This is a genomic window from Micromonospora sp. SD12 (assembly GCF_052068495.1).
GTDB lineage: Bacteria > Actinomycetota > Actinomycetes > Mycobacteriales > Micromonosporaceae > Micromonospora > Micromonospora echinofusca.
In genome coordinates this window covers 107185-121688 of record NZ_JBQHDF010000001.1, presented here as the reverse complement: position 1 = coordinate 121688, position 14504 = coordinate 107185, and the positions used below count along the sequence as shown (strand labels likewise).

Annotated in this window: 14 protein-coding genes; 7 read left to right on the top strand and 7 right to left on the bottom strand. The window is 75.5% G+C overall.

The window, feature by feature from the left end; translation table 11 throughout:
- The first annotated feature begins 134 nt into the window (after positions 1 to 134).
- Positions 135 to 917, top strand: a complete 783-nt coding sequence (locus ACTMS2_RS00575) for an IclR family transcriptional regulator (protein ID WP_089002419.1) — start codon at positions 135 to 137, stop codon at positions 915 to 917.
- A gap of 165 nt (positions 918 to 1082) precedes the next feature.
- Here the strand turns inward: ACTMS2_RS00575 and ACTMS2_RS00570 are convergent, their stop codons facing one another.
- Positions 1083 to 3194, bottom strand: a complete 2112-nt coding sequence (locus ACTMS2_RS00570; RefSeq protein WP_441173532.1) for a PhoX family protein — start codon at positions 3192 to 3194, stop codon at positions 1083 to 1085.
- Between the two features lie 67 nt (positions 3195 to 3261).
- Positions 3262 to 3471 (bottom strand): hypothetical protein, encoded by a 210-nt coding sequence (locus ACTMS2_RS00565; protein WP_441173531.1) that lies wholly within the window; start codon positions 3469 to 3471, stop codon positions 3262 to 3264.
- On the opposite strand from ACTMS2_RS00565, the gene ACTMS2_RS00560 reads away from it, so the two are divergent.
- Both ACTMS2_RS00560 and ACTMS2_RS00555 read left to right on the top strand, forming a co-directional pair.
- The gene (locus ACTMS2_RS00560) at positions 3445 to 3939 is read left to right on the top strand and encodes a sigma-70 family RNA polymerase sigma factor (protein WP_231926244.1); all 495 of its coding nucleotides are present in this window, start codon (positions 3445 to 3447) and stop codon (positions 3937 to 3939) included. The two genes, ACTMS2_RS00565 and ACTMS2_RS00560, sit on opposite strands and share 27 nt — an antisense overlap.
- Positions 3936 to 4628 (top strand): anti-sigma factor family protein, encoded by a 693-nt coding sequence (locus ACTMS2_RS00555; protein WP_089002416.1) that lies wholly within the window; start codon positions 3936 to 3938, stop codon positions 4626 to 4628. Before ACTMS2_RS00560 ends, ACTMS2_RS00555 begins: the two co-directional genes overlap by 4 nt.
- Before the next feature lie 16 nt (positions 4629 to 4644).
- Here ACTMS2_RS00555 and rarD read toward each other — a convergent pair whose 3' ends face one another.
- The 4 genes from rarD to eccE form a co-directional block, all read right to left on the bottom strand.
- Positions 4645 to 5574, bottom strand: coding sequence for an EamA family transporter RarD (gene rarD / locus ACTMS2_RS00550; protein WP_441173530.1), 930 nt, complete (start codon positions 5572 to 5574; stop codon positions 4645 to 4647).
- Positions 5571 to 6071: a GNAT family N-acetyltransferase gene (locus tag ACTMS2_RS00545; RefSeq protein ID WP_441173529.1), complete on the bottom strand. Its 501-nt coding sequence runs from the start codon at positions 6069 to 6071 to the stop codon at positions 5571 to 5573. The genes rarD and ACTMS2_RS00545 overlap by 4 nt, the downstream gene beginning before the upstream one ends.
- Before the next feature lie 102 nt (positions 6072 to 6173).
- A complete protein-coding gene (locus tag ACTMS2_RS00540) occupies positions 6174 to 6560 on the bottom strand; it encodes a phage holin family protein (RefSeq protein ID WP_132232082.1) in 387 nt (128 codons plus the stop codon).
- 53 nt (positions 6561 to 6613) lie between these two features.
- Positions 6614 to 8410, bottom strand: coding sequence for a type VII secretion protein EccE (eccE, locus tag ACTMS2_RS00535; RefSeq protein ID WP_441174065.1), 1797 nt, complete (start codon positions 8408 to 8410; stop codon positions 6614 to 6616).
- Between the two features lie 397 nt (positions 8411 to 8807).
- Here eccE and ACTMS2_RS00530 point away from each other — a divergent pair, with 397 nt between their 5' ends.
- Positions 8808 to 9128, top strand: coding sequence for a WXG100 family type VII secretion target (locus ACTMS2_RS00530; RefSeq protein ID WP_089003743.1), 321 nt, complete (start codon positions 8808 to 8810; stop codon positions 9126 to 9128).
- Positions 9129 to 9154: 26 nt separating this feature from the next.
- The gene (locus tag ACTMS2_RS00525; RefSeq protein ID WP_441173528.1) at positions 9155 to 9448 is read left to right on the top strand and encodes a WXG100 family type VII secretion target; all 294 of its coding nucleotides are present in this window, start codon (positions 9155 to 9157) and stop codon (positions 9446 to 9448) included.
- Between the two features lie 116 nt (positions 9449 to 9564).
- Here ACTMS2_RS00525 and mycP read toward each other — a convergent pair whose 3' ends face one another.
- Entirely contained in the window at positions 9565 to 10845 is a 1281-nt protein-coding gene (mycP, locus tag ACTMS2_RS00520) for a type VII secretion-associated serine protease mycosin (protein ID WP_441173527.1), read from the bottom strand.
- 152 nt (positions 10846 to 10997) lie between these two features.
- Here mycP and ACTMS2_RS00515 point away from each other — a divergent pair, with 152 nt between their 5' ends.
- Both ACTMS2_RS00515 and ACTMS2_RS00510 read left to right on the top strand, forming a co-directional pair.
- A complete protein-coding gene (locus tag ACTMS2_RS00515) occupies positions 10998 to 14141 on the top strand; it encodes an SseB family protein (protein WP_441173525.1) in 3144 nt (1047 codons plus the stop codon).
- Entirely contained in the window at positions 14138 to 14503 is a 366-nt protein-coding gene (locus ACTMS2_RS00510) for a hypothetical protein (RefSeq protein WP_441173524.1), read from the top strand. Before ACTMS2_RS00515 ends, ACTMS2_RS00510 begins: the two co-directional genes overlap by 4 nt.
- Position 14504 lies beyond the last annotated feature (1 nt).

The following is a 14504-nucleotide window of genomic DNA, read 5'->3' as shown; positions in this document are numbered from 1 at the left end:
GCAGCGATTACGTCACGGAACGTGCCTGTCGGGGCACGTGCCGTTCACGACGATCTGGCATCCTCCACCCGAACAGGCATTTCGCACCGCGCCTGTTTTTCATATGGTGTAAGTCCCCGGCGGCGGAGGTGGTTGTGCGCGACCCCTTGGCGGAACCTTCGGACCTCATCCGGAGCGTGTCCCGCGCGCTACGAGTGCTCGAATCGGTCGGTCGCGCCCCGAAGGGGCTCACCGTCAAGCAGATCGCCCGGCGCTGCGAGCTGACCGTGGCGACCACCTATCACCTGGTCCGCACCCTCGCCTACGAGGGCTACGTGATCCGGCGCGAGGACGGCACGTACATCGTGGGTCTGGAGGTGGCCGACCGCTACCGCGAGCTGGTGACGGCGTTCCGGGGGCCGCCGTCGGTCGGGGAGAGCCTGCGCCGGGCCGCCGTGGACACCGGCTACAGCCACTACCTCGGCCGCTTCGTCGGCGGCCAGGTGGCGGTCACGGCCGTGGCCGAGGGCCCGCGCTCGCCGTACCTGGAGGACCTGGTGCCCGGCTTCGACGAGGGGGCGCACGCGACCGCCCTCGGCAAGGCCCTGCTCGCCACCCTGACCGCCGAGCAACGCTTCCGCTACCTGCGCGACTACGGCATGCGCCCGTTCACCTCCGCGACCCTGACGACCGCCGAGGCGTTCGAGGTCGACCTGGCCGCCGGGGACCGGCGGGGCATGCAGCTGGAGCTGGGGCAGTTCCGGCAGGGGGTGGCCTGCGCGGCGGTGCTGGTCAGCCCCGACAAGGACATGGAACGCCGGGTGGTGCTGGCCTGCGCGCTGCCGGCCGGCGAGATGATGACCTCCGCCCGGGTCGTGCGGGCGAAGCTGCTCACCGCCGCCCGGACGATCGCCGACAACCTGGTCGCCGACAGCTGAGCCCGCCCGCCCCCGGCCGGGCTGCTCCGGCGGCCCCGGGGCACGCTTGCGTGTCCCGCTGTGGCCCCGGCGCCGGTCGCGTCGGGCCGCGACGGCCAAGGGCCCTCTCCCCGGCTGGGAGAGGGCCCCCGGTGGCGGTCCAGCGCCGGACCGCCCGAGGAGGGGTCAGCTGCCGATCGGGCCGCCGTCCAGGCGCCAGGCCACCACCACGCCCGGCTTGGCGAAGTCGCCGTCCGGCCAGTTCGAGGCCGGGTTCTCGACCGACGCCCCGCTCAGCTCGCCCGGGTGCTGCACCGCCACGAAGACCGAGCGGTTGTCCCCGGTGATGAACGGGCCGCACGCCTCCGCGCCCACCGGCACGGTGAGGAACTGCTTCAGGTGACCCCGTTCCGGCCCCTCGACGGCCGTGGCGAAGAGGCCGTCGTTGCTGCCCAGCGCGTTGCCGTCCGTCGAGATCCAGAGGTTCCCGGTGGCGTCGAACGCCACGTTGTCCGGGCAGGAGATCGGGGAGACCTTCGTCTTGTCGTACCCGGCGAAGAAGGTCGACGGGTCCGCCGGGTCACCGGCGACGATGGGCAGCGACCAGGCGAAGGTCTCGCCCGCGTTGTCGCCCCGGTCCTCGACCAGCTCCAGCACCTGGCCGTGCTTGTTGAGGTTGCGCGGGTTGGCCTCGTCGGCGGCCGGCTTGCCGGCCTTGCCCCGGTCGGTGTTGTTGGTCAGCGCCACGTACACCTTGCCGGTGAGCAGGCTGGGCTCGACGTCCTCCGGGCGGTCCATCTTGGTCGCCCCGACCTTGTCGCCGGCCAGTCGGGTGAAGGTGAGCACGTCGGCGGCCGTCATCCCGTCGACGTACGAGCGGTTGCCGCTGACCAGCCTGATCCACCGGCCCCGGCCGTTGAACGCGCCGTCGGACGGGAGCCGGCCGGAGCCGTCGATCTCGCCGGCGCTGGTCTCGTCGAGCTTGGCGACGTAGAGGGTGCCCGACTCCAGCAGGGTCAGGTTGTGCCGGCGGGCGACCCAGGAGTTGCCCTTCATGAACTTCTTGTCGGAGACGAACTTGTACAGGTAGTCGAAGCGCTCGTCGTCGCCCATGTACGCGACCACGTGCCCGCTCCTCGCCACGATGACGTTCGCGCCCTCGTGCTTGAACCGGCCCAGCGCGGTGTGCTTGCGCGGGCGGCTCTCCGGGTCGTACGGGTCGATCTCCACGATCCAGCCGTGCCGGTTGGCCTCGTTCGGGTGCTTCGCCAGGTCGAACCGCTCGTCGGCGCGCTCCCACTTGCGGCTGCCGCTCGGGTAACGGGTGGTGGTGGTGATGCCGTACCGGGCCAGCTTCGGCTTGACCTCCTCGGCCACCGCGTCGCCGCCGACGAAGTACTGGTTGAAGTTCTCCTCGCCGGAGAGCACGGTGCCCCACGGGGTCACCCCGCCGGCACAGTTGTTCAGCGTGCCGACGACCGTACGGCCCTTCGGGTCGGCGGCCGTCCGCAGGTGCGCCGAACCGGCGGCCGGCCCGGTCAGCTCGAACTTCGTGGCCAGCGCCGTGACCCGCCGGTTGTACGGCCGCCGGCCCTTGGTGACCGGCCGCCACTGCCCGGTGCCGTCAACCCGCTCCAGCTCCACCACGGACATGCCGTGCGCGGCCATGGCGATCCGGAGCTGCTCGACGCTCAGCGCGTCCTGGCTCGTGAAACCGGGGAACATCAGGTCCTCGTTGGTGTACTCGTGGTTGACCACGAGCAGCGCGCGCCGGCGCCCGTCCAGCGGCAGCACCCCGACGAAGTCGTTGTTGTAGCCGAACTGCCGGGCCTGGGCGGCGGCGGTCTGGGCGTGCAGGTCGAACTCGGGGGCGCCCGGCACGACCGGGTCACCCCAGCGCATGACGACCGCGTGGTCGTACCCGTTGGGCACGACGAGACTGTCCAGGGTGTTCGGCGGGACCGCCTTGAAGGTCAGCGCGCCGTTGCCGACGCCGCCGGCCGGGCGGGCGAAGCCGGCCGCCTCGGGGACCACGGGGGCGGCGGGGGCGGCAGCGGCGGGGGTGGCACCGGCCACCGCGCCGCCGAAGCCGAGGACCAGCGCGCCGACCGCGCCGCCCCGGACCAGGCCGCGCCGGGAGACCTCCGCGTTCACCACGTCCCCGAAGTACGCGTTGTCGGAGGTGTTGGGCACCGGGTGGTCGCACGCGTTGCCGCACCGGTAGAGACAGGTCATGGCGTCGCGGCTGCCGTGGCGGGTGGCGCCCAGCAACGGGAGCAGCCGGGGACGGTCGCTCATGGAAGGAGCCTCCTGATGGGGGTCGGTGCACGCCGGACCAGCCGCTGGCGTGCGTACCCGCCGGACGCTAGGAGGGCGCGGTGAGCGACCGTCGGCGGCGGCGTGAACCGGGCGTGAACACCTCGGCCGGGAATCCCACGGTGACCTGCGGCTGAACCGATCCGGGCGGCGGCACGTATTCCCGGGCGAACGCCACCGCCGGACTCGCGCCGACAGCGAGGAGACCGCCATCAGCGACGACGACGCCCAACTGCTCCGCGCGCTGCACGACGAGCACGCGGAGGCGCTGTACGCGCACGCCCTGCGGCTGGTCAACGGGGACCGGCAGCGGGCCGAGGACCTGGTGCAGGAGACGCTGCTGCGGGCCTGGCGGCACCCGGAGTCGCTCGACCCGACGCGCGGCTCGGTCCGGTCCTGGCTCTTCACCACCGCCCGCAACCTGGCCATCGACGCCTGGCGGCGCCGCTCCGCCCGGGTCGGCGAGGTCTTCACCGACGAGCTGCCCGAGCCCGTCCAGGCCGTGGACGAGGCGGAACGCGCGGTGGAGGCGTGGACCGTCGCCGAGGCGCTGAACCGGCTCAGCCCCACCCACCGGGAGGTGCTGGTCGAGTGCTTCTACCAGGGGCGGTCGGTGGCGGAGGCGGCCTCCCGGCTGGGCGTACCGGCCGGCACGGTCAAGTCCCGGACCCACTACGCCCTGCGCTCACTACGGTTGGTCCTGGCCGAGATGGGGGTGACGGAATGACCCGGTGCGAGTTCGCGCACGACGACGGCGCGTACGTGCTGGGTGCGCTGGCTCCCGCCGAACGGGTGGCCTACGAGCGGCACCTCGCCGGCTGCGCCGCCTGCCGCCAGGCGGTCGCCGAGATCGCCGTCCTGCCCGGCCTGCTCGGCCGCCTCGACCCGGCCGGCCTGGAGCAGTTCCTGCCGCCGCCGGAGAACCCCCGGGTGCCCGAACTGCTCGCCGCCGCGCGGGAGCGCCGTCGCCGCGACCGCTCGGCCACCCGCCGCCGGTACGCCCTCACCACGCTCGCGGCGGCCGTGGCGGCCCTGCTCGTCGGCGTCGGCACCGCCGTCCTGCTGCCCCGGGAGGCAACCGCTCCGACCCCGGTCGAGGTGCGGATGGTCGCCATGCAACCGGTCGCCGGCACGGTGCCGGTGCACGCCGAGATCGCCCTCAACGGCACCGAATGGGGCACCGAGGTGCGGATGCGCTGCGGGTACGACGCGAAGGCCGGCTACGCCAAGGCGTACGCCTTCCGGCTGGTGGCGCACGGCCCGGGCGGCGCGACGGAGCAGATCGGGTCCTGGCTCGCCGCCCCCGGCGACGACCTGCGGATCACCGGCGCCACCCGGTTCACCGACGCGGAGCTGGTCCGCCTGGAACTGCTGCGCGCCGACGGCACCCCCGTCCTCGCCTACGACGTCCGCTGACCGCGCCGCGCGTCGGTCAGCGGGTCGCGGCGACGGCCTCGGCCCGGCGGGCGGCGAGGGCGGCGGCGCGGGTACGGCGGGAGTGGCGCACGGCGTCGACGGTGAAGACGATGAGCGCGGCCCAGACCAGGGCGAAGCCGGCGAGGCGGGCCGGCGGCATCGGCTCGTGGAAGATCAGCACCCCGCAGCCGAGCTGGAGGATCGGGGCGAGGTACTGGATCATGCCGAGACCGGTGAGCGGGAGCCGGTTCGCCGCCCCGGCGAAGAGCAGCAGCGGGATCGCGGTCGCCGCCCCGGCCGACACCAGCAGCAGGGTGTGCCCGACCGACACCTGCCCGAAGGTGCCGTCGCCGGCGGCGGTGAGCCACCCCAGGTACGCCAGCGCGGGCAGCGCCAGCACCGCCGACTCGACGAAGAGCCCCTCCGCGGCCGGCAGCCCGAGCTGCTTCTTGGCCAGGCCGTATCCGGCGAAGCTGAACGCCAGGACCAGCGCCAGGTAGGGCAGCCGGCCGTAGTCGACGGTCAGCACGGCCACGGCGAGGCCGCCGATGCCGAGGGCCACCCACTGCGTGGGGCGCAGCCGCTCGCGCAGCACGGTGACGCCCAGCAGCACCACCACCAGCGGGTTGATGAAGTAGCCGAGGGCGGTCTCCACGACCCGGTCGGAGTTCACGCCGTAGATGTAGGTGCCCCAGTTCACCGCGATCAGCGCGGCGGCGACGCCGATGCCGGCCAGCGCCCGGGGCCGGCGTAGCAGCGCCCGCAGGAAGCCGACGTTGCGCAGCGCACCCAGCAGCAGGGCGACGAAGACCACCGACCAGACGATGCGGTGGGCCAGGATCTCGATCGACCCCGTCGGGCGCAGCAGCCGCAGGTAGAGCGGGAAGAACCCCCAGAGCAGGTACGCGACGAAGCCGTAGAGGTAGCCGAGGCGGAGTGGCGTCACGCGTCCACCGTAAGGGGCGACCGGCCGTCCGGATCCTTGCCGGTGACCCGGCTCACGGGCTGCTCCCGCTGGTCGAGCTGCATCCAGCGGTGCGGATCGGTCATCGGGGCGAACCCGACCTTCGCGTACACCGCGTGGGCGTCGGCGGTGGCCAGCAGGATCCGGCGTACGCCCAGGGCGGCGAGGTGGTCGCGGACCGCGCCGGCCAGCCACGTGCCCAGCCCCCGGCCGCGCTCGCCGGGATCGACGTAGACGTCGCAGAGCCAGCCGAAGGTGGCCCCGTCGGTGACCACCCGGGCGACCGCGACCTGCCGGCCGTCACCGGCGCGGTAGACGCCGAACGGCACCGACCCGGCGAACGCCCGGGCCACCGTCTCCCGGTCCCGCCCGATCGCCCAGTACGCGTCCGTGGAGAGCCAGTGGTGCACGAGGCCCAGGTCGATCCGGTCCGGGTCGGTGCTGAGCAGGTAGCCGTCGGCGCGGGTCAGGGTGAACATGCCGCGACGCTAACCCGGCCACCCGCCTCGGACAGCGGCCAATTCCCGCCCTCTGGTCGCGGCCCGCCCACCTGGTTCGCGGCCCGCCGCTGGTCGGCCCCGTCAGTCGCGGTCGAGGACGGCGCCGAGGATCCAGGTCACGATGCCGACGAACAGCGCGCCGAGCACCGCCTCCGGCCAGAAGCCGTCGACGTGGAAGGGCAGCCCGGCCTGGTCGGCGATCCAGCTCGTGAGCAGGAACAGCAGCCCGTTGACCACCAGCGCGATCAGCCCGAGGGTCAGCAGGTAGAAGCCGCAGCCGACCGTCTTGATGATCGGCTGGAGCACCGCGTTGACCACGCCGAAGATCACCGCGACGAGCACCAGCGTGACGACCGCCTCGCCGGCGGACGCCGAATCCAACGTGATGCCCGGGATGAGCAGCGTGGCCAGCCAGAAGGCCAGCGCCGTGCTGCCCAGCCGGATCAGCAGACCTTTGAGGAAACCCATGGCGGGGATCGTGCCACGGACGGACAACGTGCGGAAGCCGCGAGATCGTCCGCTCAGCGACGGGAGGGGCGGCCGATCAGCTGCGACTCGATCGGGGTGGGGGAGAGCAGCGCCCAGCGCAACGCCCGTCGGTTGACCACCGCCACCATGTCGTCGCGGATCCGGGTCAGCCACTCCGCCGAGGCGCCGAGCCCCAGCGCGCCGCCCGCCACGGCGGCCTCGGCCGCGTCGAGCGGTTGCAACAGGGCCAGGTCGGCGCGGCCCAGCGCGTCGGCGTCGGCGGGGGTCAGCTCGTCGCGTACGAGCAACGTCGTCCGCCACGCCGAACCCGGCTCCGTCTCGGCGGGTGTGGCACCGGCGTCGACCACCACCAGCAGCGGACGCAGCGGCGAACCCGGCTCGCCCACGGGACGGCCGGGCGGCACCACCGGGATCATCGTGCCGGGGGTGCCGACGCCCCGGACGAACGGCTCCCACCCGCGCGGGCGGGCGGTCTGCACCACCACCCGGGCGCCGAGCGCCATGGCCCGCACCGCCACCAGCTGCGCCGCGCGCACCCCGCCGACCAGCATCACCCGGGTGGTCTCCGGCCGGAACAGCCGGACGGTCACCGCGCCGCCGTGCCGGTTGGTGCCGACCATCAGCCCCGCCGCGCCGAGGGTCAGCTCCAGGCCGTCGGGCGCCGGACCCGGACCCGCCGCGCCCGCCGCCGCGAGCGGCAGCGTGCCGGCCAGCCCGTCGAGCTGCGCGCCGTCGAGCCGGTGCACCTCGCCGCCCACCTCGGCCACCAGCCGGCGCAGCGCCTGCGCCGCGGTCGAGAGCTCCGCCGGGGTGGCGGCGGCCAGTCGTACGGCCAGCTCGGTCGGCGCCGACGCGGGGTCGGCGCCGGCCCACGGCCCCACGCCGAGCGAGACGGTGGTCGCCGTCGCGGGCAGCGCGAGCAGCCGGGACACCAGCCGCCGACCGGCGTCGGTACGCGCGTCGGGCCAGCGGCGCAGCCGGAACGTGGTCTGGAGCAGGTCGCCGGCCCGGACCGCCTGCCAGGACTCCTGCGCGGGGTGGTCGTCGTGGTGGGCCAGCTCCGCCAGCACCCGCAGCGTGGCGTGCCCGCCCAGCGGGCGGGCGGTCACGGGCCCGATCCGGCGGGCGATCCGGCGCACCGTCCCGGAGAGCGCCCGCCGCAGCTCCTCCGCCGTCCAGCCCTCGGCGCGCAGCACCCGCACGGCGAGCACGGCCCGCTCCCGGCCCGCGAGCCGCCCGTCGGTGAGCTGCCGGTACGAGGTGGCGACCGCGCCACCACCCGCGCCGACCGTCGGCGCCGGCGAGCCCGTCAGCAGGAGCTGGAGCCGGACCGGGGGACCGTCCGGCGCGGCGGCCGGCAGCAGCGACGCCGGAACGGGCAGCGCGCGGGGAGCGTCGCCGAGCAGGTCGGCCGGGTCGCCGACCTCCAGCACGGCCACCATGCCGGCGGCGTCGTCCAGCACGGCGGCCGACGCGCCGGCCAGCTCGGCGGGGCGGACGACCGCACCCGGGTCGACCAGGTCCAGCAGGGCCGTCGGGCCGGCGGCCGGCGGCAGGGCGCGCCGACGCGTGGCGTAGCCGAGCCCGGTGGTCAGCCACTCGAAGAGCCACCGCCCCCGCAGCCGCACCCACGCCATTGGCAGCAGCAGCGCGGCCACCCCCACGGCCGCCATCGTCGCCAGCACCCCGCGACCGGCGGCCGCCACCACGGCAGCCACCGCCACCTGCGTGGCGACGACCTGACCGGCCCGGACACCCGCGCCACCGCGACCGCCGGCCGGGATCCACGCTGCCGGCGGGGCGACGCGGGAGGTCGGGGCGCCCGCCACCGCACCCGGGCCGGGCGGCGGTCCAGCCGGGGCGGTCGGTCCAGCCGGGCCGAGCGCTGCCGGCACGAGGGCCGGGGCGGCCGGGCCGGGACCGGGGCCCGGGGCCGGCCGGTGCGGGCCCGCGTCGGTCGTCACCGTCACCGCGCCTCCTCGACCGGTCACTCGCCGCGACATCGACGCCGCCCATCGTAAGCGGAGCGCCCGACGGGATGGGGGCCGCGGTCGTCCACAGGGGAGGCCCACGGGGTAGCAGAACCGCGACCGGACCGCTACCGTCAGCGACGAGTTTGCTGACCCCGCGCCCGCCGCGCTCGACGCCCGGGCGGCGCGAGCGGCGGCCCAATCGGCGGGCGCGCCGGCGGCCAGCCACGACCCACGAGACGAGGTGACGTCCCAGGTGTCCCAGACCCAGGCGGAAGCAGCGGTGATGCAGCAGACCGCCGCGAAGTTCGAGCAGGTCGACCAGTCCCTGCAGTCCATGCTGAGCAGCCTGATGGCCGAGTTGGAGGTGTTGCAGCAGGCCTGGCGCGGTGCTGGCGGGCGCTCGTTCGAGCAGGTCAAGCAGCAGTGGGCACAGGACCAGGCGGCGCTGCAACGGGCGCTGCGCGAGACCGCCGGCGCCATCCGCACGGCCGGCCAGCACTACGACGTCTCGGACGCCGAGGCCGCCAGCCGCGTGTCCACCACCAACCGCGGCGGCATCCAGCTGCCGCTCTGACCCGGTCTCGGGGGAGGAGACATCCGATGGACCACGGCGTACTCGTCGTCAACTTCGCCGCCCTGCAACAGGCGGGCGCGGACATCCAGAAGGCGCTGAACGCGCTCGACTCGCAACTCGGACAGCTCGAACGGGACGCCGCCCCGCTCGTGGCGAGCTGGTCCGGCGAGGCCCGCCAGGCCTACGAGCAGCGCCAGGCCCGCTGGCGCTCCGCCTCGCAGGACCTCCAGGCCATGCTGCGCGACATCAGGCTCGCGGTGAACGACTCCGCCACCGACTACCTCGACACGGAGAAGAAGAACGTCGGCCTGTTCCAGTGAGCCCCGCCCGGTGGTGGCGTCGACCGTGAGCCGGTCGGCGCCACCATCGGCCGTCGGGGGCGGCGCAACCACCCACCGCACCGGCGACCTGGCCGTGGCTCGACCGCCCGGTCCGGTCAGGCCGGTCCGGCCGGCCGCCAGCGGCGGCGCGCCCCGTGCGGTACGACCAGCGCCAGCAGCGCCGCCAGGGCCACCACCGCTCCGCTGACCCCCGCCACCAGCAACGCCCGGTCCCGGGCCGCCGCCCGCCGGGCCCGCTGCGCCAGCACCGCCGGCTCGGTCCGGTCGTCCGCCAGTGCCGTGACCTGACGTACCCGCTCCGGCACCCCGCCCCCGGTCTCCGTGACCGCCCGGTACGGGTTCAGCACCCCCGCGCCGTACCCGCCGCCCCGACCGTCGCCCGGGGCCGGATCGACGGTCGCCGCGATCCGCTGCGCCACCTGCGCCGCGGTCAGCTCCGGCCGGTACTCGCGCAGCAGCGCGGCGGTGGCCGCCACGAAGGGCGCCGCGTAGCTGGTGCCCTCGGCCCGGTGGTGGCCCTGACCGGGGGCGGCCATCAGCACGTCGCTGCCCGGGGCGACCAGGTCGACGTACGCGCCGGTCTGGGAGAACGGGGCGCGCGACCCGTCCGCCCCGATCGCGCCCACCCCGAGCACCCCGTCGTACGCGGCCGGGTAGGGCCGGGGATCGCCGGCGTCGTGCAGGTTGCCGGCGGCGGCCACCACGACCACGTCCCGGTCGACCGCGTAGCCGATCGCGGCGCGCACCGCCGGGTCGTCCACGTACAGGACGACGGAGAGGTTGAGCACGTCGGCGTCGTGGTCCACCGCCCAGCGGATGGCGCGGGCGAAGTCTCCGGCGCTGACCGTGCGCCCCGACTCCCGCCCCTCGACCACCTGCTGCTCGCTGACCCGTACGGGCAGGATCCGGGCGCCCGGGGCCAGGCCGCGGAACGCCACCCCGTCGCGGGGGGCGGCGGCGATGATGCTCGCCACACCGGTGCCGTGACCGGCGCAGTCCCGGCTGCCGTCGCCGCCGGCGTCGAGCAGGTCCGTGCCGTCGAGCACGCGGCCCGTCAGCTGCGGGTGCCGTCGGTCCACGCCCGAGTCGACCACCGCGACCGTCACCCCGGCGCCCGTGGCGAGCGCCGCCAGGCGCTCCGGGGCGTACCGCTGCTGGGGCCAGGGACGCGCGGACACCGGCCGGACCGGGGCGAGGGGGGAGGCGCAGCCGGGGGCCGCGCGCGCGGCGGTCGGCGCGGGCGCGGAACGACCGGCCGGCACCGGGCCGGGGGCGGGTCCGGCCGGTCGTCCGGCGGGCGCGGCGGTGGCCGGGACGGCCGTCAGCAACGCCGTCGCGAGGGCGGCGAGAAGCTGGCGCGCGGGGGACCGGGACATCGACCGCCTCCGTATCGTGTCGACTCCGGAACGGGATGTTAGCGCCTCCGGCGGCAGTGGGCGCACCGCCGCCGGCCAGCGATTGTGATCTTGCTTTTACCTTGTAGGTTGTACGCGATACGTATGGCCTGTTCGCGGGAGGAGGGGTGGCCGTGACCGAGTGGGAGCCGGCCACCGATGCCGAGGCGGCGATGCGGGACGCGCTGCGCGCCAACGACCAGCAGCTCTACTTCCGCGTCCTGGCCCGGACCGAACTGCTGCTGCCGGTCTCCGCCGAGGCGCTCGCGGGGACGGCGCCGGTGGGCTGGGGCACCTGGACCACGGGTGGCCGCACCCACGTGTTGGCGTTCACCTCCGGGGCGGCCGTACGCGCCTGCCTCGGCGAGAACGGCGGCGCCGTCCGGCGCGTCTCGTACCCCGACCTGGCCGACGGCTGGCCCAACCACGAGTGGTGGTTGGCGGTGAACCCCGGGCTGCCCATCGAGGGCTACCTGCCGGCCTGGTTCGTCGCCCAGCTCTCGCGGGGCGACGTCCGGTTGCCCGGCCGCACCATGGGTGCGCGGGCCCGGCTGGAACGCGTGGAGACTGCCGCCCGGGCGCGGGCCCAGGCGGCCGGTCACGACATGCCGCCCGGGCCGGACGCCGGGCCGACCACCGGCGTGACCCGGTCCAACGGCACGCTCCGGCCCGCGCCGACGGCCGCGTCGAGCACGGGCCGGGTCCCCGCGCCCGCCCGAGGCGGTGCGCCTGCCGAGCCGGCCCGCCCGCCCGCCTTCCCGACGGAACACCTCGATCCGCGGCGCGGCGACCCGACGGCCGGCGGACCCGCGCGGACCGACGCCGTGGCGGCCCCCGAGCGGGTCCCGCCGCGTCCCTCGCCGCTCACCGAGCGTCCTAGGGGCCTCCCGACGCCCGACGCCCACCCCGCGCCGGGGACCAACGGCCGCACGGCCGGAGAGACCCCGGAGCGGCCCAACCGGTCGTTCTTCGAGCCGGCCTCCGGCCGTGCCGCCGCACACCGGCAGGAGGCGCTGCGCTCGGGCGAGCGGGCGGTGCCGCCGTCCCGCCTCGCGGCCGGCAGCCAGCCGTTCCCCCGCCGCCGGCCGCTCGGCGAGCCGGTGCCGGAGGAACCGACCCGCCCGATCCCGAGCACCCCGACCGGCGCCGAGCCCACCCACGCCTTCACCGCGCCCGCCGGGGAACAACCCACCCACGCCTTCACGACGCCTGCCGCCGAGCCCACCCGGGCCTTCACGGCGCCCGTCGGGGAACCGACCCACGCCTTCACGGCACCCGCCGGGGAGCCGACCCACGCCTTCACGGCACCCGGCGCCGAGCCCACGCGGGCCTTCACGATGGCCGGGGGCGAGGCCACGCAGGTGCTGCCGCCGCGCGGGCCCGGCGAGGACGCCACCCGGGACCTCCGGGCTCCCGCCCCGGATCCCGGGCCGCCGCCACCGGGGTACGGCGCAGACCGACCGCAGCCGGCCGAGGACCTCACCCAGGCGCTGCCGCGCCGGCAGACCACCCCCGAACCGGTCGGGCCGGAGCCGGCGGCGGACGCGGAACCGGTCTCCGGGCCACCCGCCTCCCGACGCGGGTTCACGCCCATCGTCATCGAGGGCACCATCATCGAGTCGCGGGACCTCACCGGGCCGCCCGTCCCCGAGCCCGCCCCGCCCGCCGAAGAGACCGTCTCGCTGTTCGAGCCGGTCCGGCGCCGCCGGGAACCGGTGACCGCCGAACCCGCACCGACGGCGCCCGCCCATCCGTCGTCGCCCGCCGACACCGTGCGGTCCGCCACCCCGTCGTGGTCCGGCGACGCCACCGTGTCTCTGGATCCGACGGTGTCCCTGGATCGGACGCAGCCGGTTGTGTCGTCGGGCGATGCGACGGTGTCTTTGGATCCGACCGTGTCTCTCGATCGGACGCAGCCGGTGGTGTCGTCGGGCGATGCGACGGTGTCTTTGGATCCGACGGTGTCCCTGGATCGGACGCAGCCGGTGGTGTCGTCGGGCGATGCGACGGTGTCTCTGGACCCGACCGTGTCCCTCGATCCCGAGCCGCCTGCCGACGCGGACGCGACCTTTTCCCTCGATCCCGCGCCGTCCGCCGACGCGTGGTCCGGTGATCCGACGGTGCCGACCAGCGTCGCCGCGCCCGCACCGGCGGCGGACGGCGCCGCCCGGCAGGAGGCCGCGACCGAGGCCGGCGTTTCCGACGTCGCGCCGGCGGAGGAGCCTGGGCCGACGATCGCCGACGAGCCGGTCACCGCGCCCCTGACCGGGACCGCGGACGGGTCGTCGGGTGCCGGTCCCGGGACGGTCGGCTTCGAGGCGGCCAACGAGGTCGAGGAGAACCTCCTCGACGCCGCCGGCGCCGGCAGCACCGACACGTTCCTGTCGACCCTGCTGCTCGCCCGCGTGCTGTTGCCGGTCGCGGCCGACTCCGCGCCGGGCAGCCGGCCCGGCGAGCCCGGCTTCGTGTGGCGTACGGAGGAACTGGACGGCGAGACGTTCGTCGTCGTACACACCTCGCCGGAGCGGCTGGCCGACCACACCGACGCGACCGTCGAGACCATCGAGGTCAGGTTCGTCCAGTTGATCCGTCGCTGGCCGGACGAGGCCTGGTCGTTCGCGGTCAACCCCGGCACCCCGGTCGGGGCGAAGCTGCCCGGTGAGCAGATCGTCGGGCTGGCCAACTGGGCGGCCGAGGTGGGCCTCGGCGACGACACCGGGACCGAGGCGGAGCCGCCCACCGCCGAGGAGCCGGTCAGCCGCCCCCGCTACGCCCCGCCCGCGCCCGATCCGGCGCGCCCCATCGTCATGCAGAAGGCGGTCGCGCCCAGTCAGCTCGCGTACTACCTGGAGCGGGGCTACGACCGGGTCTCCGGCTTCGTGCACCGGGCCGGCGAGCTGGCCCACCTCACGACCCCCGCCCAGCTGCACGACGCGCTCGGCCTCGGCTACCCCGACTCCCCCTTCGCCCGTGACGCCGGGGAGATCTACGTGCTGCGCTGGCCCGCGCACCGGCCGAGCCTCTACCGCATCCCGTACGGCGGGCAGAACGAGGCCGCCATGCGGGCCATGGAGGGCTGGGTCATCGAGCGCCCGCCGTTCCGGGGCAACGGGTTCGCGCCGGGCGAGAGCAGCGACGTGGTCGCGGAGTTCAAGGTGGACAGCGCCCGGCTGCCGCACGGCGCGCAGCTGTGGCGGATCGGCGCGGACGGCACCGAACGGGTGGTCGCCATCCTCGACACGGACGCGCTGCGGTGGCGACAGGTCGGTGAGCAGTGACGCGCGACGGCTACGTGGCCCGCTGGAAGGGCCGGGAGTACCAGGCGAGCCCGGACGGCGACGACGTCCGGCTCTACCAGCCGGAGCCGGGCGAGGGCTTCGAGGAGATCCGCCCCGGCCGCCACGTCCGGGTGCTGCCGGCCACCGAGCTCGACGACCTGGCGTACGTGCGGACCACCTGCACCTGGCAGGGGCAGCCGTTCATCGTCCTCGGCGAGCACGACGGCTGGCTGCGGGTGGAGTACACCGGCGGACGCTGGCCGGTGGCCCGGGCGATGGGGCTGGAGGTCTTCGACTTCGGCGTCTACCAGGGCTGGGCGCCCGCCACCGAGGTCGCCGACCTGCGCGAGCAGCGGGTTTGAC

Bases quoted from the DNA above. Each gene is read 5' to 3' on its own strand.
- mycP (WP_441173527.1), bottom strand. From the start codon at position 10,845: ATGTCCCGGTCCCCCGCGCGCCAGCTTCTCGCCGCCCTCGCGACGGCG.
- ACTMS2_RS00525 (WP_441173528.1), top strand. From the start codon at position 9,155: ATGGACCACGGCGTACTCGTCGTCAACTTCGCCGCCCTGCAACAGGCG.
- ACTMS2_RS00570 (WP_441173532.1), bottom strand. From the start codon at position 3,194: ATGAGCGACCGTCCCCGGCTGCTCCCGTTGCTGGGCGCCACCCGCCAC.
- ACTMS2_RS00555 (WP_089002416.1), top strand. From the start codon at position 3,936: ATGACCCGGTGCGAGTTCGCGCACGACGACGGCGCGTACGTGCTGGGT.
- ACTMS2_RS00540 (WP_132232082.1), bottom strand. From the start codon at position 6,560: ATGGGTTTCCTCAAAGGTCTGCTGATCCGGCTGGGCAGCACGGCGCTG.
- ACTMS2_RS00545 (WP_441173529.1), bottom strand. From the start codon at position 6,071: ATGTTCACCCTGACCCGCGCCGACGGCTACCTGCTCAGCACCGACCCG.